Origin of the sequence: Bacteroides sp. D2, from assembly GCF_025147085.1 — a bacterium.
Classification (GTDB): domain Bacteria; phylum Bacteroidota; class Bacteroidia; order Bacteroidales; family Bacteroidaceae; genus Bacteroides.
The window spans coordinates 3,948,043-3,971,298 of record NZ_CP102261.1 but is presented as its reverse complement, the minus strand read 5'-3'; the positions used below and the strand labels follow the sequence as shown (position 1 = coordinate 3,971,298).

The 23,256-nt window shown below is 40.4% G+C and carries 13 protein-coding genes; 2 read left to right on the top strand and 11 right to left on the bottom strand.

Annotation, left to right across the window (positions count from 1 at the left end; genetic code table 11):
* Positions 1-2 precede the first annotated feature (2 nt).
* From NQ505_RS14040 to NQ505_RS13995, 10 genes are all read right to left on the bottom strand, one after another.
* Positions 3-1,652, bottom strand: a complete 1,650-nt coding sequence (locus tag NQ505_RS14040) for a glycoside hydrolase 43 family protein (RefSeq protein WP_009000878.1) — start codon at positions 1,650-1,652, stop codon at positions 3-5.
* A 207-nt stretch (positions 1,653-1,859) separates the two neighbouring features.
* Entirely contained in the window at positions 1,860-3,236 is a 1,377-nt protein-coding gene (locus NQ505_RS14035; RefSeq protein ID WP_009000877.1) for an alginate lyase family protein, read from the bottom strand.
* A gap of 9 nt (positions 3,237-3,245) precedes the next feature.
* On the bottom strand, positions 3,246-4,721 hold the full coding sequence (locus tag NQ505_RS14030) for an Ig-like domain-containing protein (RefSeq protein WP_009000876.1): 1,476 nt from the start codon (positions 4,719-4,721) through the stop codon (positions 3,246-3,248).
* Between the two features lie 29 nt (positions 4,722-4,750).
* Positions 4,751-6,487: a RagB/SusD family nutrient uptake outer membrane protein gene (locus NQ505_RS14025; RefSeq protein WP_004319584.1), complete on the bottom strand. Its 1,737-nt coding sequence runs from the start codon at positions 6,485-6,487 to the stop codon at positions 4,751-4,753.
* Positions 6,488-6,497: 10 nt separating this feature from the next.
* Positions 6,498-9,728 carry a SusC/RagA family TonB-linked outer membrane protein gene (locus tag NQ505_RS14020; RefSeq protein ID WP_009000875.1) on the bottom strand — a complete coding sequence of 1,077 codons (3,231 nt, stop codon included), beginning with the start codon at positions 9,726-9,728 and terminating at the stop codon, positions 6,498-6,500.
* Between the two features lie 132 nt (positions 9,729-9,860).
* Positions 9,861-10,376, bottom strand: a complete 516-nt coding sequence (locus NQ505_RS14015; RefSeq protein ID WP_009000873.1) for an RNA polymerase sigma-70 factor — start codon at positions 10,374-10,376, stop codon at positions 9,861-9,863.
* 701 nt (positions 10,377-11,077) lie between these two features.
* Positions 11,078-13,903 carry a two-component regulator propeller domain-containing protein gene (locus NQ505_RS14010; protein ID WP_009000872.1) on the bottom strand — a complete coding sequence of 942 codons (2,826 nt, stop codon included), beginning with the start codon at positions 13,901-13,903 and terminating at the stop codon, positions 11,078-11,080.
* A gap of 236 nt (positions 13,904-14,139) precedes the next feature.
* Complete coding sequence (locus NQ505_RS14005; protein ID WP_009000871.1) at positions 14,140-16,407, bottom strand: heparinase II/III family protein; 2,268 nt, start codon at positions 16,405-16,407, stop codon at positions 14,140-14,142.
* A gap of 21 nt (positions 16,408-16,428) precedes the next feature.
* Positions 16,429-18,354, bottom strand: a complete 1,926-nt coding sequence (locus tag NQ505_RS14000; RefSeq protein WP_009000870.1) for an alpha/beta fold hydrolase — start codon at positions 18,352-18,354, stop codon at positions 16,429-16,431.
* 18 nt (positions 18,355-18,372) lie between these two features.
* Positions 18,373-20,304 (bottom strand): glycoside hydrolase family 127 protein, encoded by a 1,932-nt coding sequence (locus NQ505_RS13995; RefSeq protein WP_009000869.1) that lies wholly within the window; start codon positions 20,302-20,304, stop codon positions 18,373-18,375.
* A 164-nt stretch (positions 20,305-20,468) separates the two neighbouring features.
* Here NQ505_RS13995 and NQ505_RS13990 point away from each other — a divergent pair, with 164 nt between their 5' ends.
* On the top strand, positions 20,469-21,251 hold the full coding sequence (locus NQ505_RS13990) for a HipA family kinase (RefSeq protein WP_009000868.1): 783 nt from the start codon (positions 20,469-20,471) through the stop codon (positions 21,249-21,251).
* Positions 21,229-21,612, top strand: a complete 384-nt coding sequence (locus tag NQ505_RS13985; RefSeq protein ID WP_004297000.1) for a DUF3037 domain-containing protein — start codon at positions 21,229-21,231, stop codon at positions 21,610-21,612. Before NQ505_RS13990 ends, NQ505_RS13985 begins: the two co-directional genes overlap by 23 nt.
* A 25-nt stretch (positions 21,613-21,637) precedes the next feature.
* Here NQ505_RS13985 and NQ505_RS13980 read toward each other — a convergent pair whose 3' ends face one another.
* Positions 21,638-23,254, bottom strand: coding sequence for an alpha/beta fold hydrolase (locus NQ505_RS13980; protein WP_009000867.1), 1,617 nt, complete (start codon positions 23,252-23,254; stop codon positions 21,638-21,640).
* Positions 23,255-23,256 lie beyond the last annotated feature (2 nt).

Here is a 23,256-nt window from a genome sequence, read left to right as displayed (position 1 = left end):
AGTTACTTAGTCATCCGAAACCAGTCTACATCTGCCCATCCACGATTGCCTTCATTCGGAGTTACGCAAAATACTCCAACTTTGGCTCCAATCCATTTGCCTTGTCGGGCTGTGAAAGGCTCTCCCACTGTCATGTATTTCTTTCCGTCCAGACTATAAGCGAATGTACAAACGGCTCCTTTACGAACCTTTACTTGCAAATAAACTGTTTGCCACTCATTATCTGCTACTCCCGGCATCTTCAGATGTTCCACCGGAATGTTTGCCAATTCTTTTATCTGTTCGGGATTTTGCTGTTCCGCATCCTTGCAGACTGCTTGTTGCAGAATAAACTGATCTCCCGCCTTACGAATGGAGAGATAGCTATAATCCCATCCCATTACAATGATTCCGGTTTGTTCCCCATCCTGCTTGGCAGTAAATGTCAATTTGGTCGTAGCCGTAAACTCTTCAGCCGGAAACTTTTGCATCAACAAGTTAGGAACTTCCCAGAAGTTCACAAATTCTTTTGAGAGACTGCCTGCATAAAGACGAATATACCCCAAGTCGGTCGTGAACCCGTAAGTGTCTTTTTTATTGGCATGCCATTGCCATTGTAACCCTAAATGCCGAGTATTGAATTCATCACTCTCCGGCGGAGTGGCTATCGGATATGTCTTTCCTACATTCGGTTTCTTATAGGTCGTTACCGGTTCACCGCAACCATCTTTATCCTTATCTATTCCGATTACAGGCCAATCATTTACCCAAGTCATCGGATTCAGATGAATCACGCGTCCGTAAGCTCCTTTATCTTGAAAATGAACGAACCACGATTCTCCTGTGTTGGTGTCTACCCAGCCACCTTGATGAGGCCCGTTGATATTTGTCTTTCCTTGTGCCATTACGATCTTCGATTCGTAAGGGCCGTAAATGTTCTTCGAGCGAAGTACTAATTGCCAACCGGTTGCTACTCCACCTGCCGGAGCAAAAATATAGTAGTATCCGTTGCGTTTGTAGAGCTTCGGTCCTTCTACCGTATGGTTCTTTCCATCATTTCCATCAAATACCATCACCGGATCGGAAATTACTTCTGTTCCCTCAGCATTCAGTTCGCAAATAACTACGATGCTATTCACTCCGCTACGGCTACCAGCGTATGCATGTACAAGATAAACTTTTCCATCTTCATCCCAAAGTGGTGTCGGGTCAATCATCCCTTTCCCGGCTATCACCAACACAGGCTTGCTCCATTTTCCTTTCGGGTCTTTGGTTTTAATCATATAGATTCCATAATCCGGATCACCCCAGTAAATGTAGAACTCTCCGTTATGAAAACGAATAGCCGGTGCCCATACGCCTTTACCATGCTGTGCCTTATCGAAGAATTCTTCCGGCTCCTGAATCGGTAAAGCATAGTTTACCAGCGACCAATTCACCAAGTCATTGGAATGAAGAATAGGAATTCCGGGAATACAATTAAAACTGGATGCTGTCATATAGAAATCATCTCCGGCTGCACATACATCCGGATCCGAATAGTCTGCATGAAGAACCGGGTTCTGATAAGTTCCATTCCCCTTATCAGCCACCCAGGTCTTAGAAATTTCTTGTGCACCTGCCAATGAACAGCAAGCCATCATTCCTGCTAAAAACAGAATCTTTTTACGCATATACCTTAATAATCAATTTCATTCAAAATAAGATTCGTTATTCCTAAAAACAGGTTCTTTCTACCTTTACAAAAACTAATCACTTAAAAAACTGAATCCAATCTCTGATTTCAAACAATCTATTTACTAACCTATTTGCTTATATATACGAAGGGGATTAGGTAAATACCTAATCCCCTTGCAAAAAATATTCAAAAATGAATATTATCATTCTCTATAATGCATCAACGTACCAAAACCTAACTGGTCAAATCCTCCACTGTTCGGTCCGTAGTTTCCACCTCCTCCGTCAGGACGCATCTGGTCGGCCCATTTTTCGCTATAGAGAGAAGAAATTCCTTTCTCCTTACAATATCCATAAAACAATTCCCACGAAGGCCGTTTAGTGCCACGTTGCTCTGTAGATATGGTTGCGTTTGTATACGAGGGATTAGAATAAGAAGTATAAGGGAAAGAATTAGAATCATAGATGAAATCATCCCCTACCAATGTTCCTTTGTTAAAAGACTCATCCTTGATAAGATTATACTTTCCTACATATTCTGCCATAGCCACTGCCCTATAATTATCATAAGCAAACAAGTCCTCACCAATACTATAAGCCATTTGACAAAATGCTCCCATCAAAGAAACACATAAAGTAGCATGCCCCTGGTCACGTCCGGACTCCTCACATTGCCCAAGTATTTCATCCGAATCCGGGTCTTGATGCAAATAAGGAACTGCATTCTTTATATTTCCCGCCTCTTTATATCTTCCTTCTTCATTCTTGAAATATACAATAGCCTGATTAATCATCACGTTATCATCACATAAAATACCAATTGAAAGAATAGACGTCATCTGGGCCAAATCCCAGTTCAACCAATAGTGCATATTACCTTGTCCACCATTATGATTTTTAAGAAACATATCGGAAACACTATAAAATGTATCTTTCATCCAAGTTTTAAACTTTTCAAAATCATCCCTATCCCAGCCATTATAGTCTCTAAGTAATTCTGCTGCATTTGCCCACTGATGTGCCTGAATAGGAATTAGATATAGATTAGGATCTGGAATATTATTGGTATAACCTTCCATTCTTAATATTCCCTTACAATTAGTAGCCCATGCATTGAAAAGTTTCACAGCAGCATCCGCAAATGATGTATTTCCTGATAACTGATAACGAAGTGCCAATTGATAAGCAGCCGCAGCATCATACATACATGCTGTGTAATTTGAATAATCCGAATATTTACCTGACCAATTATTCTTATCCATTCTTTTCAAATATCCGTCAAGCAAAGCTCTTGTGTTTTCAGTATAAGAACTTTGCGCATATTGGCTTGCTTCCAATTGGGCATAAGCTTCCGCCCAAGGGGATCGGTTCAAATTGCTCTTTACCCTATTAATATCAGCCTGCGTATGGAGCATACAAGGATGGTTCAATGGCAAATAATCTCTCTTTACCATATCCTCCTCCGGACTTTTCATATCACTAAACTTATTTGCGTCCCCAGTAGGAATTTCACTACTGCATGACATCATAAAAGATGCTATAACAAAACTAAATAACACATTTATATATTTCGTTTTCATACTTCAGATTTATTTGTTATTTTCTTTTTCTATGTAAGCTTTCAAATCTTCTAATGTTTTGAAGGTTTTTATCCAATACATATCATACGTTTTATCGATTGCGGCTTCTTTAACATCAGCAATCCACAAAGATAACAATGTCATCGTAGCAACACCGGCCTCATTGGTTGATATTGGGCTACTTCCTTTTATAGCATTATCCACAGACATATCATATACATAGATATTAGGTTCACCATATTTTTCTACTCCTGTACCTTTTTTTACGATGGTAAGAGTTTCTTTATCAAACACATAGTAATCTGCTGAATTGCAATAATTACCTGCAGTCACTCCATCTCCTATATCAAACTTCAACACACCTGCATTCGCAGTTGCACTTTGTTGCGGTCTCCTTAATTTAATAGCTAAATATTTATAAGTTTGAGGAGCATACTCCAGTTTCTTTTGATATGCATCATTAACTATATTAATATCTTGGCGCCAATTTCCATTACCGTCAGGACCTTTCATTATGACATGAGCATATCCATTATCAAATGTAACCGTACCACCTTGATTAGGTTTTAAATCACATGGTTTCAAAGTAGATTGGAACTGATAATCCAATAAAGCTCCTACAGTAACACTAGTGGTAGCCGAAATATTTGACATAGGATCGGTTGCGGTAATCGTTACAGTTCCATAACCCACTCCCGTTACAGCACCATCGGCATCCACAACAGCCACTTTTTCATCACTACTTACCCAACTTAACAAACCGGAAGTGGCCTCTTCAGGAACTAAATGACAGCCAATAACAACAGTCTGTCCAATCATTATGTCATCAACCGGATCTAATTGTATTGATTCTACCGGGATTACCTTCCGAACAGTCACTTTAGCAGAAACTGTCAAAGAAGTTCCATCAGTGGCAATAGCTGTAACAACAGCTTCTCCCGGGATAATTCCAGTCACAGTACCATCTGCATCCACCTTTACTATTTCCTCATTGCTACTTTTCCAATGAAAGACATTATATCCGTTAGAAGGTGTAATTTTTACAGAGGCTTTTTTAGTCGTACCTTCAAACAGTTCAAAGTCATCCATCTCAATCGCAGTAGCTACCGGTTTTACTTCCACATCTATCGTTTTAAGTGTTTCAAAGGCCGCTTTCTGGGAAATATTCACTTTTGCCTTTCCTACTGCTTTTGCAGTAATTTTACCTTCTTGTGACACAGATACTATATTCTCATCTGATGATTTCCAAGACATCTCCGGATAAGTAACATTCTCCGGAACAGGTTTGCAAATAACCTGTATATCCATTCCTACAGCTAACGCTATGGATGATTCTATATTCATCTCAATATCATTCATCAATTGCCCTTCACTCATCGCATCACCATATTCTTTATCGTCACATGCAATTGCTGACAATAACAAGCCTAATATAGCAAGGCTCACCGATACACATTTCGCTGATAAAAAAGTTATATATTTCATATTGATTCTCTGTTTTTATTCATACTCCGTTATTTCCAACCGGGATTCTGTCCCAAATTCGGATTCAACTGTAACTGATCGGAAGGCAATGGATACAAATAGTTCTTATCTGCCCACTGGCGACCTGTTTCTACAACAATACATCCATCATCATTCAAACTGAATGGCGTATTCCATGACTCATATTGAGTACCTTTCCATTTAATACCTAACATTGCTTGCGGCATCTCATTTTCTGCAGTTTTCCAACGCTTCAAGTCATCAATACGAAAACCTTCGTTAAACAGCTCAACAGTACGTTCTCTACGTATTTCTGTCCTCATATCCAGTCCGTGGGTCTGCGCAAATTCCTTGGTCAAAGCCGGCATACTGCCATTCACCCGCTGACGAACCTGGTTCAAAGATATATTCAAGTCTTCATTTTCTATCTTATCATCCCTTTCATACACAGCTTCTGCATAATTCAACAAAACTTCGGCATAACGGATAAGTGGAAAGTCATATCCTTCTTGTGTATCCGGAACGACACGTTCAGCGCTCCATTTTTGATTACCATAACAAGTACCGGACGCAGGATCATATAGCTTTGAGGTCTTCAGATCTACCTCATCCCATTGCCAAGAAGTCCGTCCGAACTTATTTCCCCAATAACGAGTTCCCGGCTTTAGTAAAGTATAACGCATACGATTGTCACGGTTCAGAAATTCAGAAACTTTCTCATCATATTTCTGAAAACGATCTGATTTATCAATGGGCAATCCGTCATCACATAGATAAAGATTGGCAAACTTACGAGTAATCCATTGTACATTTGCCAGACACTCTTGAGTTATATTCTTTCCGATTGAAGCTAAAATCTGGTCATGGCGACGAGCAAAAATATATTCATGATTAGCAGATTTCTTGATGCCAGCCGGATTAGATTTCTCATTCTCCAAAATAAACATATACTTCTGTGCGCTGTCACCCAAGACTTTTGTTTCACTATCTGTTCCAAATAAGCGGAAACTATATCCATATTTAGCATCCATCACCGTGCGTGCTGCCTTGGCAGCTATATCCAGTAAATTCTTGGTACGTTCCGTATTCTGGTTATTATTACGTGATTTCTGCCATGTTCCTTCATAAAGAGCAACTCTGGAAAGGAAAGCCTGCGCACCTTCTTTAGAAATACGTCCCTCTTCTTCAGTACTAAGCTCCTTAAAAGCCGGCAAGTTGTCAATAGCATGTCCGAGATCATCAATAATAAGATCAACCACTTCACTACGGTCGTTCCGTTTTACCTTCATCTCCGGATCTGTAATATCCAACGGTTTCTTCGTTATAATAACATCACCATACAATTGAAGTAAGTCAAAATAACTATATGCACGGAAAAAATAAGCTTCCCCTAAATATTGTTTTATATCTTCCGGTTTGGAATAAGTTTCAGCATTTTCTATCAATAAGTTTGTACGACGAATATGTTTATAATTATCCGTATAGTTAGCATCTGAAGAAGGGATCGAGTTTATTCCGCGGCTAAATTCATTATAGCTCTGGTAAGTAATCAAGTCCGAACGCTTATCACTATGTGTTCCATCATATACAACAGAAGAGAAGTCACGTGTCCAACTATAAAAAGTATTGGCAAACTGTTTATAATCATTGACTGAAGTCCACATGTTTTTACCCCCCAACTGATCTTGAGGTTCCATGTCCAGACAAGAGTGCAAAGTTATTCCTAACACTATAGTAAGGAAAAATGTTATTTTTGATCGTTTCATAATATTCTATTTAAAAAGTTGCATTAACACCCACAGTAAAAGTTCTGTTAAAAGGATAACGTCCCAGATCTTTGGTTTTGCGTGAAGCCTCCGGGTCCCATCCGTCTTTTAATTTACTATGTTCCCAAAGATCTGCTCCGGTAAAGTAAATACGTAACTTACTTATCACATTTGTTTTTGCCAACCACGAAACAGGTAAGGTATATCCCAAAGTCAGGTTCTTCAATCGAAGATAAGATCCATTCTCTACTGACCAGGAAGAACACTGGTAATTATAATTGTTAATAGATCCTACACTGGTATAGGTAGGATAATAAGCATTTCTGTTTTCAGGACTCCATGTGTTGCCAATAGATTGAGTAGTTGTATTCAAATAAATGGCACTCATAGGTACTCGCCAAGTTTCGTTACCTTCACCACCACGATAAACAGTTCTGCGACCGACTCCTTGGAAAATAGCTGAAAAATCAAAGCCTTTCCATTCTAACCCGACATTAAATGAATAAGACAATTTCGGATCATCTGTTCCCAAATATACATAATCATTTTGATCCAAAACACCATCGCCGTTTACGTCCTCAAACATATTATCACCTAAACGAATATTATCCTGCATTCCTATCCCATTTCCATCCAAATAATAATATTTATATTTTTCCAATTCTTCCTGTGTCTGAATCTTTCCAATATAGCGTAAACCAAAATAAGAATTCAAAGGATATCCCTGTTGCTTATCTACAAAACCTGATTTCAAAACAGAAGTTGCACCCAAATCAATCAATTTATTAGTGGTATAAGTTATAGTTCCACCAATATGATATTGAACTGGTCCGATTTTATCCGACCATGTAATGTTTCCTTCCCAACCTTTGGCCTCAAACTTCCCTAGATTCATTGTAGGAGCATTGTCTCCCAACACACCCGGATACTGGGCATCAATCAACATATTATTATTTTTCTTCATGAAAAGTTCGAAAGTACCAGTCAACCGGTTATTGAGAAAAGCAAAGTCCACTCCCAAGTTATAACTATGAATACGTTCCCAAGTACGGTCTGTAGTCACTATCTTTCCGTTCGTATCAATAGTGGAAACTTTTCCGCTACCAATATATGCTCCGTTGGAAGAAGCAAAATTATATAACTGTGTTCCATCATAACGGTCTACTCCACTTTGATTACCTAATACACCGTATGAAAGTCTCAATTTCAGATTGTTAACTACGGAAGATAATGAGTGCATGAAACTCTCTTCGCTTAAGCGCCAGCCACTGGATACTCCCCAAAAGAATTGCCAACGATTTTCAGGACGGAATTTTGAAGAACCATCATAACGAAGATTACCTTCCAACAAATAACGTTGTTTATAATCGTAATTCAAACGTCCGAAATAAGACATCATAGCTTCATGCCATTTCGCTGGTTTGCTATCCCCGTCTTTAATCAAAACTTCTCCAGCACCATTAGGTATTTCCAAAGATGGATTTATGTCTTTTACTGATACAAAAGTATATTTATACTGTGTATAGTTATACTGTGCGCCAGCCATAGCACTCAAGTTATGCACCTCTGCCAATGTCTTATGCCAGTTTAAATAACCGGATGCCATATAATAATCAGTCCTTGAGAAAGAATCAGAATATTTACTATTTTCCTGTGTAGGTTCTGTTGCCAACAATGTTGTACCAGCGTAATTATACCAATCTATTGATTTTTCCACTTTCTCACGTGTTGCTGTAGACGTGTTATATCCCACATTCACAACCATATCAAGATCTGAATATATTTTCCAATTCAATGACTCACTAATATTAATGGCCGAAACCTTCAGTTTGTTATCGCCACCTTCTTCAGCCCACCAGTTCAATGCACGCCAAGTACCCCAGCCATACGGGCGTCCATCTATTGTCGAAGCAGGTAAACCCGGTTGAGGGGAAGACTGGGAAAGGACCTTGCCAATCATACTGGGAGACACCTGATCTTGACGATTATAGCCAATACTGGATGTCAACATTACATTATCCGATAATTTGAACTGATTATTCAAACGCATATTGTAACGTTGGTTATTATTATTTCCCCATTTCAAAGTACTGTTGTCATACATATATCCCAATGATAAACGAAATAAATTCCTCTCGGTACCTCCGGAGACACTTAGATCGTGCTGGGTAGACCATGAGTTTCCCCACAATATATCCTGCCAATCATTATCCATAAATACAAAATCTTCAACGTCTTTAAAACCTTCCGGAATAGGATGAGTACTATGATTTAAGTCAATATATTGATTTTTATAAAGCTTGGCCAGTTTTGCATAACGAATCCAGTTAGAATCTGAATAACCATCATTAGTCTGTGCAGTGATTACAGCATCTGCCCATTGATCTAAGGACATCAGTTCCGGTTGTAATCCAACAACTTTTCCTGTAAAGGAACCATTATACTGAACAACGGTTTTTCCGGCTTTTGCCTTTTTAGTTGTAATCAGAACGACACCACCCGCCGCTTTCGAACCATATATTGCAGCAGAAGCATCTTTCAAGAAATTTATAGACTCAATATCATCCGGATTCAGATTGCGCATACCATTAATACCATCACTGTATTCCACTCCATCCACAATTATAAGTGGATCTGTAGAATTAGAAGAAGATGCACCACGGAGTTTCATACCCCAGCTTTCATCTCCTGGTGCTCCAGAATTACGCGTGATAATCACTCCCGGAACTGTTCCTTGCATAGCTTGCAAAGGACTCGACATTGTTCCCTTATTTTCCAATTGTTTAGCTCCTACAACAGTCACCGCACCTGTCAAAGACTCCTTCTTTTGAGTACCATAACCAACTACAACAACTTCATCCAACACTTCTGTGTCTTCCTTCATCACGATTCTCTTCAAATTCGGATCAGAGGCAGGAAGTTCTAGTGATTTAAAGCCTATATATGAAATCACAATAATAGCGTTTGGTGCACTTACATTCAAAGAGAAATTTCCATCAATATCAGAAATTACCCCATTTGTAGTTCCTTTTTCAAGTATACTTGCACCAATAATCGGCTCTCCCATTGCATCTACAATTTGTCCTTTTACCTGTTTATGAGATTGTAGTACAACTTGATTTTCATTCGCATTATCAAAAGCCCAGATCTGTGAAACAGGACAAAGTCCCAGCATTAATCCTAACGCAAACACAGCTGTCTTGTTAGGTCGCGAATTAAATATTAATCCTCTTCGTTTCATAAAATTAAATTTGAGGTTTAAAAATAGTATTAAATTTTTGATCTCTAAAATAAGGTGAGGCATACAAGTACCTCTTTGTAAATTCTGACTCCTTTTCCATAAGCACAAAGGGTTATTTATTAATGAATAAGATTATATACAATTTCGGAAAAACTCGCGCATTTCACGGCGTCCAAGGAATAGGTGGTTTTCTACCGTCCTACAACTTAGATTCAATTCATTAGCGATTTCCGGAGAAGTTTTATTTTCGAAACGGTTTAATGTATAAATTAACCGACGTTGTTCGGGCATGGCAGCCAGACGGGTCCGTTCCATTGTCATTAAATCATCACCGATAATTTTTTCTTCTGTTTCATTGGTTGAAGTAGACACAGTATCATAGAAGTAGCTGTCTATTTCCTGTTTTTTATAATAACGACGGATATAGTCGATTACAATATTGCGGGCAATAGTGAACAGGAAATATTTCACTGTGTCCGGACGGAGCATTTGTTTGTAGTCGAGCAGACGTACAAATACATCTTGGGTTAGATCCTCCGCTTCGTAGCGATGAGTGATACGATAAGTAATATAGGTAAGAATCACCTGATAATATTCTTCATAAGAACGGGTGATAATGTTGTCGGAAATGTTAGCTGTTGTCTCCATAATACTATCTTTTTCGGTTTTGATCACGATGCAAATATAGAGGGGATTTCGGATATAACAGCTTGAAAATAGGGCGGAGTAATCTCTGAGAATCCAGATAGACTTATTCGCATATATTTCACTAAATATCAGTTAGTTACACTCACAGCAAACAGAGTCTCATTTTATAATCTGATACTCTGTTTACTAAAAAACAATGTATTTTCGCTCTCCTTATACCCATTTGCTTTCACCCCCTTCACCTCTTTAGTCCCTTTCTTCACCATTTTGGCCTTCCCTTCATCTTACATTCAGGCTAATGATGATGCAGGACATTAAGAGATAAGTTCCTTTTCATTAATGATAAACTTGTTTTGCTCTTGTTGAAAAGTTGCTTTCGGTTAATGACAAACTATAAATGAAAGCTCTGATTATAAAATTGCAAGCTTTGTTTTTATAAATGCAAGCTTTGATTATAAAAACAAAACTTGCATTTATAGATTGCTTCCTATGAAAAACAACTTTGCAATTAAGGAAAAGGAAGTTTAGATAGAGAGAAGAAGAATTTATCTAATAACAGATTGGAGATAGGAAAAGAGTAAAAGAAAGGATTCACCAGGTGAAAGGGAAGGGTTCACCCTCAAACCCCTATGAACAGGGAGAAGTGAAGGGTGAAGGGAATATGGGTGCAAAATAGATTTCAGAGATAATAAGTCGAAAAGTTACTCTTCTTTGGCTGTTCCGCCTATACTACGGATGTATTCATTCGGAGTAACTCCCGTACTCTTTTTAAATGAACGGAAGAAAGAAGCACGCGAACTAAAACCACAAAGTTCTGCCAATGCAGTCAATGTATAACGGGAATATTGGCTATCCGCTACCATCTTTTTGAATTGGGTAACGCGGTATTCGTTGATAAAGTCATAGTAAGACTGATTAAGATACTGGTTCAAAAGATACGATAATGAATGTGAAGAAGTATCCAATGCAGAAGCCAAGTCCCCCATTTTTAAATCGGGATTGATATATGGCTTTTCTTTCTCTACATAAGCCACCAGTTTCTTATGAAGTTCTTTACACTCCTCTTCGGTCAGTCTATTGGTCTTATATTTCTCTTCAACAGTGGAAGATTGTTGCTCTGAAATTACTTCCGGCTGTTCTACAGATTGCTCTCTCTGTTGTATCTCCTCCCCTGCTGATGCTGAAATCGACGAAGCAGAAGAATCTAGTAAACGACGCATACGTTTCCAGACATAATACCGTATAAAGGCTATAATTCCTACGATTAATAAAACGGAAAGTCCCCATCCCCACCAAGGTATCATAGGGCATACTGTCACTTGACAGCTAGCTTCGGATTGCTCATTTCCCGGAAGACGTACACGGAAAGTATAAGTCCCGGAAGAAAGTCCGTAATAAGAAACTTCGTTCTGTGCTGCCAATAATTTCCAGTCCTTGTCCACTCCTTCCAGTCTATATTCATATAGTAAAGCAGATGGGAGACCATAAGCAAAGTCTGTGAAACAGAAAGTCAAATTATTCTGATTGTATTTCAAAGAGGAGCTGGTAAAAGGGACACCATTAGCTAATATGTCAGTAAATACGATCGGACGGACCTTGCCACGCACTTCGTCCACACGTTTCGGATCGACATAAATCAGTCCTTTGGTGTTACCAAACCACAATAGTCCTTTTTCATCTTTATAAGCAGCTCCATTTGTAAAAGTTGGTCCCGGCACTCCATCATTGAAAGTGAAAGCATCATACTCCTCTCCCTCTTCTTTGATACGCAGCAACCCGTCATTACAGGCCACCCACAGCCAGCCCAAGTTATCTTCTATTACGGACATCAGCGAGTTGTCCGGAAGAGTAGAAAAGATAGAGCGGTTCTGAAAACGGTCCATCGTTAAAGTGGATGTAAACAGGCTTCCTTTCTCACGGATAAAATAGAGGTTGTGTTCAGCATCTTCGTAAATTGTACGAACCTTATCTTTATTCACGAATCCTTCGGGAAAGACATTGGAACGCAAACTTTGGGAAGCCGGGTCGTAAATACACATACCGGTTTCGGTAGCAATCCATCCTTTGCCGGTAGAGTCAAAACTGACTTCATACACATTGCCTTCCGGCAGTTGGGAGTTAGCACTGGTGAAGCTCTTTATCTGCTTTGTCTGTCCGTTATAGCTGAACAGCCCTTGCGAAGTCCCTATCCAAAGATTTCCTTTGGCATCCGGTTTCACACAGAAGATATGTCCTTTCTGGAAAAGCTCCGTATCACCTTGGGCAAAATATTTCAGAGACAGCGTTTCCGGATTCAATACCATCATACCGCCACCATACGTACCGATGTAATATTCTCCTTGATAGAAGCAGATTGTCAGTATCAAATCCGAGGTCAAGACGGGTTTTACAAAGCTTTTCACTATTCCCGTAGCTTCGTTTATATAAAACAAGCCGTCACGTGAACCGATGACCTTCTCTTGCCCTTTGTTTACAAAAGAACGAATGGAAAGATTGGCCGAATTGAACAAAGGCGGATAGTCATACGTACAAAAAAGGCCGTTCTGATAGAGTGAATAATCCAGTCCTGCCTGAAAATGCCCCACCCAGACGGCACCTCTATCATCTACAAGTAAGGAATAAATAGAATTACTGCGAATTCCTTCCTTATCATTAACATCATGGTAGAAACGACGTGTCACTTGCTGGTCTTTATGTGAAAGGAAGTGTACGCCATTGCCGTCAGTAGCTATATACACAGTCCCTTTACCATCGCTGGAAATATCGGAAACGACATCGCACCCTAAAGATACCGCATGAGAGAATGATTCCTTCTTTGTATCGAAACGTACTACACCTTGGCTCATTGTACCGAGATAGAGCGTTTCGCCGATACGGGTAAGGCAACGAAAATAATCGGCTTCGGGCACATTCTCCTGAAAATGCCAGGAATCAATCTTGCCGTCTTTCAGTGAATAAGAGAACAATCCTTGTACCGTGGCCAACCATAATACGGTTTTATCTTCATTCAGGCAAATATCCATAATTCTGTTACAAGCGGCAAGCATATTCCGGTCTGTCAAGACCTGTAGTAATTGACCGTCTTTATGAATGAATAAGCCTTTCTCTGTTCCAATATAAAGAATATCCTCATTAGCCAACAAAGTATTTACGGCAAAATCAATCTTTTCGGGGACAATTCTTTCCAATTGACTGTTTGTACGATTCAATCGCCAAAGTCCGATTCCATTTCCTACCCACAGTTGTTTGTTGGCTGTTTCTGTAACGCTGTTTACCCGTTTCTTTCTTCCTGATTCAATACCCCGGAATTCAAAATGGCGTACTTTTACTCCATCAAAACGGTCGAGACAATTATCTGTCCCTAACCACACAAAACCTTCGGAATCTTTATAAATAGCATTGACCAACAGTCCTGACAGCCCATCGGACATGACAATATTACGGAATATATAGTCTTTAGCTTGTAGTTCCACACCACAAGCCAAATATATTAATATAAGAATCAGATATTTAATCGTGTCTTTCACTTACAACTGCTTCCTTTCATATTAAACATGTGACAAACATACATAAAAATCTCCAAAAGGAAGTACTTATAATTAAAAAAGTCATCCCTTCGTATTCTCTATATGCACATAAACAAATACGAAGGGATTAAATTATTTACTCAATGTTATTTGAAAAATATTTGAGTAACAAAAATAAAGAATTTACTACCTTAGAAAAAGATAACAGCATATATACAAGAACGATGTTGTAGAATTTATAATTTCACTTTCACCTGCGATTTCTGATAAACTACCGGGATTTTCTTATCATTCACTTCTACAGCCACAGGCTTCTTTGTGCTTCTAAAGGTGGTATTTATCTTCGGCTGTCCGTTTATCCAAAGATCAAGTTTCTTATCTTCTGCTTTCTGAATAACGAACAGCTTAGCCAATGATGAAAAGTAAGTTTCATTATCTCGTCTCAATGCGCTTCCATAGGCAATGAAGAAGTCCTTAGCATCCTTTGCTTCAGTACCTTCTGGGTAAGAGACTGCAAACATATAAGCATCTGTCATCCAGCCGTCGGGCATAATCCATGAATTACTGTGCATTAATCTTCCGTCCGCCAGTTGGTTGATATATAAATCGGTAATTTTACCTTTATGACGGATACGAAGCCCTATCCAGTCCTGCCCTTCACGTCTTTCCATTTGAGGCAGGTCTTTTTCATCGGGAGCGTCTTTCAGAATAATAGCTGTCAGTCCTTTCACACGGTTCACCTCGGCTGGTAAATGGAATGAATAATATTTTTCGGTTCCTTTCAGATCTTCCGTAGGAGCTTCTATTTCTTCCCAATATAAATCTTCGGGATAGTCGTGCACAAAATCGGACTTAGCCAGCATGCGGGGATATAAAGGACGGATGACTACTGAAGAATTTCCGTTTGTCACATTCACGTCAATGCCCGATTTCTCATAAGTTCCATTAGTATGCCATAACCATTCGAACTGCCCTACCTTATGTGTCTTCAAATCATCGATCATATAAATCACATTATCCATCCACAGGAAATGACGGAAGTTACGGCTGAAATTATTAGAGACAGGACCTGTTCCATTGGCCAAAACATATTTCACATTACCCGCATCCAAGAGATGATAAAGATTTCCTCGCAAAGTAGAGCCGCTATACTGTTGTTCACGAGGTTGCCCCTCCCCGTTGAACAGGACTACATTATGTGCCTGGCTTTGAAAAAAATAGTTGCGATAGGCAGGATTGGGATACCAGCAGTTTCCTCCATCCTTGATAATATCAACGCCTTTATGAAATACAATAAAGGAGTTGGCATCCGCATGGGAATGATTCCACGTATGACCGCTTTTCACAGCAAGCATCGTAGCATCCTTCTCCCAAGAAGTACGCATGGTGGCCCAACCGAAATCCGAGAATAGCTGTGAGGTTTTCAAATCGGGAGTTACGGGAGCTTTACTCAAATCAGGGGTATAGAGAAAGCCCATCGGACGATTCAGGAAGAATCCATCGCGATGCTGTCCTTGCTCTACTTGGGCTATATACCACAGAATAGTCGGGTCTTTCAGTCCCAAAGCATACAATAACATCATACTGGATTCTGCTGATACGTTCTTATGACTATCACCAAAATTCAAACTATACAGCATACCTGTACGAGGATAGCATACTTGAGAAAAGTAGTTCGGAAGTTTTGCTAATTGGGGTATATCGCCGGGATTTTGTCCCGGATGAGTGTTTATCCAAGCGATTCGAAACAATAGAGCTTCCTGAATACCAAAGTTTGCATAATTCAGACTTTCATACATTCCTCCGGCCTCATCAAAACTCTTTGCTTTCTGTTGCAAGGCATCGCCTGCAAAGTCAAACCATTCGGGAAGTGATTCATGAAGTTGCTCCACCCAATCTTTTACCTCGGGAAGTTCATTCTGTAGGCTTAATGCTAATATTCCACCCTGGCATACACAGGAAGTCCACCAGTTGTGTCCCATAGAGTTCAAAGAATGGATTCGGGTAGGTTCCAACAGCCAGTCGCCCAAGGCAGGCTCTACAGCCAATCGTTTCAAGCCTTCGGCAATCTTTTTTCTTTCCGAAGAAGACATTATGTTATAAGCCGCATCATATCCTATGGCAGAAAGGAAGCTCTTATGTGCCATGCCCAGTTGCGAACGCCAGACCGGAATACGTGCCATCATTTCCATATCTCCCCAGGATTCGGCTTCCACAGCTTTCAAAAGAATCTCTTTGATTATATTTGCATACTCTTTATTATCCGTCATCAGATAGGCCAACGACAAATAATCCAACCGATTGAAATCTTTCTTTTGTAAGGCTTCATCGGCGGTTTTCTGAATATCCTCCCAGGCTTCCCGCAATTTCGGTTCATTCTGCATACGTTGTTTTACCTGCTGAATGCGTTGAGGGGTATACAAAAGTGAAGGATGATTTATCTTTTGTGCAGATACAAACGATGCAAATAATATTCCGATCAGGCATAGAACTATTTGTTTCATGATACTTATTGCTTTTTCATTTTACTGTTCAATATTGATTAAAAATTCTTCTAAAGCTGCATTGAATTCCTCCGGTCGCTCCATATTCATCATGTGCCCGCAATCCTCTATGATTTTCAACTTTCCATTAGGTAGATATTCCAATATGGGAGGATTTTTTGAAAATTTGTTATCAGAAGAATGACCTTCTACAATTAAAGCAGGTACAGCAGGGTGACTCTTCTTCAATTCTTCAATAGCATCCAGCCCTGCTACTACCCGTACTTCTTTGTGCAGCGGTTGCCATGCATCCCATTCGTCAATCATCTGCCACAAAGGAGCACGCATCCGCTCACGTTGACTTCCACCGGATTTCATTAATCCTTCAAACCACTCTTTCTTCATCACCTCCACTCCTTTCTTTTTCAGGGCAGCTATTTCTTCATCACGCACCTTTGCTTCTTCTTTAGTCATCGGCTCACTGGGACCCTTCGATTTCCGGATGTTTCCACTGGCTAGAAAAGCCGATAACATCCGGTCAGGGAAATACGCCAACATATCAGCAGTGATAAATCCACCCAAAGAAAGTCCGACGATATGCGCTTTCTTGATGTGCAAAGAGTCCATCAAAGTAACCAGATCTTCAACATGCATAAATTGATAATCTTCTGTTTGGGAAGAAGAAATGCCGTATCCTCTTAAATCATAGCGAATGACATGATACTTTTTCGCAAACACAGAAAATTGCTCATCCCACATACGATGGTCAAGCGAATGACCGTGTACAAAGATGATCGGTTCACCCTGACCGGCTTCCTCATAGTATAGAGAGCCATTTCCTACATTGATACGCCCTTGTTTGACAACCAATGGCTTCCCTTTCAGTATTTCTGAAACGGTCCGTGAAATGACAGGGCTGCCAAAGAAAGAAGAGAAACCGTCTTCTTTAACAGAAGAACCTGTTACATGAGAAATGAAGAACCCGTAAACTTTATCGTGTTTATTTATCCACGGATAAGCACCAGCCCATCCCGGTGAACTAATCTGATAAGCTTCGCCTGTCTTTTTATCTATTAATTCACGCCATTCTCCTAATCCATAGATTCCATTGTGGAATTGTCCTAGTCCTTTCGCTACATAATTATCCAAGTTATTCGAAGGGATTATGGCGCCTTTCACTTGGTCGGCCTGCATTTCTTTCACAGTTTCTGCTGATATAATTTGCTTGCCATTATACATTCCATCGTGATAAATCATGGACAGGAAGTGAAGATAATCATTCATTGTAGTACACAGCCCGCCCCCTAACATGGGTGCATGTCCGCCGTCCGTGTTGATTGGGGTAAAATGAGAGTTCTTCATTTCCAAAGGTTGTGCCAGCAGTTCCTGAAAAAGCGTTTCAAACTCCTTTCCCATTGCTACTTCCGCCATTCTTCCGGCAATCTGCATGGCAAGTCCGCCATATTCAAAACGAGTGCCGGGGGTAAAGACTGTATCCAAAGGGAGAATTTCTGTGACTGCCGAATCTAAATGATTATAGTTATCTACACGAGGTTCGGGAAGATACGGGCGTACTCCTGATGTATGAGATAATAATTGCCGGAGAAGAATCCTGCCTTTGGGATCACCTTTAAATTCAGGCAACCATTTCTCTACCGAATCATCCCATCCCAAATCTGTACGGTCTACCACTGCACCGATGACGGCAGCCGCTACCCATTTCCCGGCAGAAGCGACATATACTTTTGTATCGGGTGTATAGTCCCGATAGTTCTTCTGGAAAATGACGGTATCATTCTTCACTACACAAATAGATGCTCCGGGGTAATATCCCTTGTCTACCCATCCTTGGATAACAGAATCCAAAGAAGAGAAGTCATACTGTTTTCCCTGACCGGATGATACTTTGCAAGAACCACTCAAAAGGCTGATACTTACTACAAAAGTGGCAATTAATAGATTCTTCATATCGTTGTTTACTATCTATTATTCTGATTGTAAATCCCAATATACAACATAGCGCTGGTGATGTAAATCATACAGCGGACGAATCACATCTCCTTGTTCTGTCGTAAACTTCAAATCACTTCCTACACGTTGCAATGCACGTTCAGGGTGTTTCTTATCCAGTTTCAAAGAAGTGCGCAGATGTGCAGGGACATGAAAATTATAGGTATAATAATCATTATAAAGAGCCGGATTTGAGAAAGGAGCAGGTGCTTGCATACCTTCAGTTCCCCGTTCTCCCGCCAATACCAACGGGCCATATAACAGGGCTGCCTTATCCGGGTTATCCGGAGTAGTTTCCAGTTTGATTTGCATCGGATAAGTAGCCGAGATTTGATCGCCATCTTTCCATTCACGGGTAATGGCAATATAAGAACCAGATTTCTGTTTTACAGATATTTTCTTACCATTCACCGAAACTTTTACATCCTTGCTCCACGAAGGATAGCGCAGATAAATAGTCGTGCGGACAGGATTTTCTGCCTGAAGAGTAAAACGTGTTGTTTCTTCCTGTGGGAATTCCGTTTCCTGACGGATTGTCAGTCCTTTTTCTTTCCAGGTTACCTGTGAAGGGATAAATAGATTTACATATATTCCCTGATTGTTATGGTAGTAGATGGCTTCTCCAAACTTTGCATGATTCTCAAATCCGCTACCTACGCAGCACCAGAAAGAGTTCTCTTTTGTGCTATACAGTTTATGAGACCCGGAAAGCAAAGGCAGAAAATAAGCTACCATACCTGTTTCAGGGTCTTGTTGTCCCAAGATGTGATTATACAATGCCCTTTCGTAATAATCTGCAATAGATGAATCGCCCGTCCAGCAGAAAAGATGGCGGCTAAGTTTGAGCATATTATAGGTACAACAAGTTTCTCCGGTATAGCCGGTCAGATGTTGGGATAACTTCTTCGGATCAAAGTAGTGTTCTTTGTCACTGCTACATCCCGGAGCAAAAGTATGATGGTCAATCATGGTGTGCCAGAAGAATTCCGATAGTTTCCTGCTTGTCTCGTTGCGGGTTAATTCGTAGTTGCGGGCTTCAGCTATCACTTTCGGGATGAAAGTATTGGTATGCTTCGTTCCCAAGTCATCACGAAGTTCTTTCAATGGGTCGATTACGTCATTGTGGTAGAAATATTCCGCCAGCCAACGATAACGTTCATCTCCCGTTATTGAGTATAAATTATAGAATGACTCATTGATACCGCCAAATTCATTGCGGATCATAAGTTTACGTGTTTCTTCACTAAGGGGTTTCAATTTATTGTATGCCCAATCACCCATTCGGGTGACGATAGTCAATGCTTTCTTATTATCCGCATACAGATATTGATCTATCAGCCCGGAGAAAAGTTTGTGCAAAGTATACCAGGGAGCCCATACACCTTTTCCCTGAATATTCCGGTTTATCAGTTCCTCGGGCCAGGCACTCAAATATCCGTTTTTCAGTGCATTCTGCACTTCTTCCAATCCGTTAACCAAGCTATCGCCTTTCAGTTTGAATATCTCACTGCCGGTAGCTGCGTACATCAAACCAAGTGCCGAGAGCATGTGTCCGGTAGTATGTCCGCGAAGTTCGCAATCCAAAGATTCCCAACCACCCAGTTTCTTCACTGTCATATATCCGCCCTCACGTCCGGCAAATACACCGGCATTGGTACGGAAGCTATGTAGCAGACGATTCACATCTATTGACGTCATCCAGGCAGAATCCCGAAGCATATTATCACGGAAACGACTTGGCAACAGGCGAACATCTTTCAAATCAAAACTTTCCGCCTGAAGGGGAGCCACTGTTTCCTTTTTCAACTTTCCCTGATGTTGTCCGGGATATACAGATTGAGCTGACACTATACCCGATACTGTCAATGAACCAAACAAGATTACCGTAACTAAAACTTTCTTATTCATATTATTTCTATCTTTTATCTATAAGATACGAACAAGGTGCCTTAAACACTCAAAGCCACAAAATTATTTAATTAAGCTACAATTCTTTAATTTAAAGCCCACTTTCTTATAAAATTCATCTAAAACGTCCTATCTTTATTCCCCAAATCAAAGAAAGGAGCTACATGGATTTACGTACGGCAAATGTTACAAGATATATTCTTCCTCTGCGTGAGGGAGGCTCATTGCCTGCTTTAGCCGAAGCTGACGATGAATTTAAGTATGTAGTCAAATTCAGAGGGGCAGGACACGGAACAAAAGTGCTGATTGCCGAACTGATTGGTGGGGAGATAGCCCGTGCACTGGGTTTCAGAGTCCCCGAAATAGTTTTTCTGAATCTAGACGAGGCCTTCGGACGAACGGAAGCAGACGAAGAGATACAGGATTTACTTCAATGGAGTCGAGGACTGAATATGGGATTGCATTTCCTTTCCGGTTCGTTGACTTTTGATCCGATAGTACATCAAGTAGATGGAAAAACGGCTTCGCAAGTAGTATGTCTGGATGCCTTGCTGACTAACGTAGACCGTACCATTAAAAATACTAATATGTTGATATGGCACAAAGAACTATGGCTGATAGATCATGGGGCGTCCCTTTATTTCCACCATTCCTGGACTAACTGGCAAAAACAGGCACTGGTTCCTTTTGTACAGATAAAAGACCATGTATTATTACCGTTTGCCGATAAACTGGAAGAGGTAGATATCGAATTCAGACAGATATTGACTTCGGATAAAATCCGTGAGATAGTCAATGCTATTCCCGACGACTGGTTGAACTGGACAGAGGGCACAGAAACTCCACAGGATTTGAGAGACATTTATATTCGATTCTTAGAAGAAAGGATTAAGCATTCCGAAACATTTGTAAATGAAGCGCAAAATGCAAGAAAGGCACTTATATGAATACGCAGTCATCCGTTTCGTTCCTAAAGTAGAACGGGAGGAGTTTATCAATATGGGGATTGTGTTGTTTTCCAAACAAGCTAAATACCTGAAATCCCTCTATACGATAGATGAGAACAAACTAAAACTGTTTTCTTCCGAACTGGATATTAATTGCCTGAAAGAAGGGTTACAGGTCTTTGACAAGATATGCATGGGAAATAAAGAGGGAGGAGCCATAGCCAATATGGATATTCCTGACAGATTTCGTTGGCTGACTGCTGTAAAAAGTTCCTGCATACAAGTATCTCGCCCACATCCGGGATTTTCTACTGATTTAGATAAGACTTTGGAAAGATTGTTCAAGGAATTAGTACTCTGATTCCTTGAACAATCTCTTTGTCAAACTAACGGGCAGTAATATAAAAGCTCTGTTCTACTGCTTCAGCAGTCTGCACTTTAGGTTCTCCGCTACGCCCATATTGCCAGGCTACCACTGTCACCTTTACCGGAAATTTTGCACGTGGGGGAATTTTAGTCAATACCAGTTTATCTCCCTTTATCTCTGCCGGACCTTCTTTTACATAATAGTAAACCGGAAGGCCGGAGTCAGCAGTTCCATTTAAACTTATTTCTTTCACTGAAGCTTTTACATCGGATAGTTTCGGGAAAATTATACGTTGGGGTATCCCTTCCTTATTCCGGTAAGGAATACGAATCTCTACCTGCTGAACGGCACTCCGGTATTTACAATCCTGTTTTACGGAAGCCATCAGACAGATGCCTCCTGTACGTTTAGGATTATCCAATCCCATCCGATAGAAACGAACAGTAAAAGTTGTATCATTCACCACTTCCACCGGACCGCAAATTCTCGACATTCGAATGGGATGCGTACTGTGTTCTTTTGAATATTCGTTCCTTAACGTATCTGTGTACACTGCTTTCAGGTGGAAAGTGACTCCGTCCGCTTCGGGTTGAAAAGAAGGAGACATACGTACATGGGATTTCGGATTGAAAGTGATCAGTTTTCCTTTTTGCTCAAAACCGATATACTGCTCTGTCTTTCCACGCTCATTGGCGTAATATTTTTCTGTGGCATCTGCCATTTCCTTATCAAAATACCAAAACGCATGGTTCTTGTCTCCTTTATACTTATCATAGGAAGCGGCTTCGGCTGTAGGCTTTTCATTCTTTCGCCAACGGTCTGCCAGCCAGCCATTCTTTGCTTCTACCGGAATTAACTGAATCGGAGCATCCAATGACGAATGCTCCGGCAACCGATATTCCACTGTCTTTTTCAGAAAGAGGGAAAGATAATCAATCAATTCATCGGATATGTCGAAATGTCCGTGTCCTACATCAGCAAGAAATGAAAGGGGAGCATTCGGATATTCACGACGATAATCGAAAGAGGTTATCAACCGGTCTTCCCACCATTCGTCCTCTCCCATTACCATTAATGAGGGGATACCTTCAATCGTACGGGTTCCCCAATCCAAATTCGCACGCCCGTAACCCGTCAAATGAGTTCTGGGAGAATCACCGTGAATAGAGAGTACGGCCAATGTACGTTCAGGATTCCAGGCGGCAAAGTTCCACGGATAAGTAGCCATTGCCGAGTGTCCGATAGGGATGACCGGGGCAAACTTCAGTTCTGTATATCCGCTTACTTCAGACAAGTTCTTCATCATTGTTTCAAAGATTTGTTGGGTACCTTTTGTCACGTCCCAGCGTTGGTCTATTCCGGGAGTGATCCATATCTCTGCAATTCCCAGTTTGCCCATATTCTTCCGAAATTCAGGATGCTCGAAAATTGTTTCTTCGGTCATATTGTGTTGCCCGATGATGACGGCACGGACTTGTTTACAGTTTTCCGGTATCCATAGATAGGCAGAAGGGTGGGCGTTTGTCTCTTCTGAAATCAGCTCTTTTATTTCTACAGACCACTGCCAGGGGGCTGCTGCCACCTTAGCAACCTGCATGAATAATGACAACAATACAACAAGAAAATATTTATTCATAA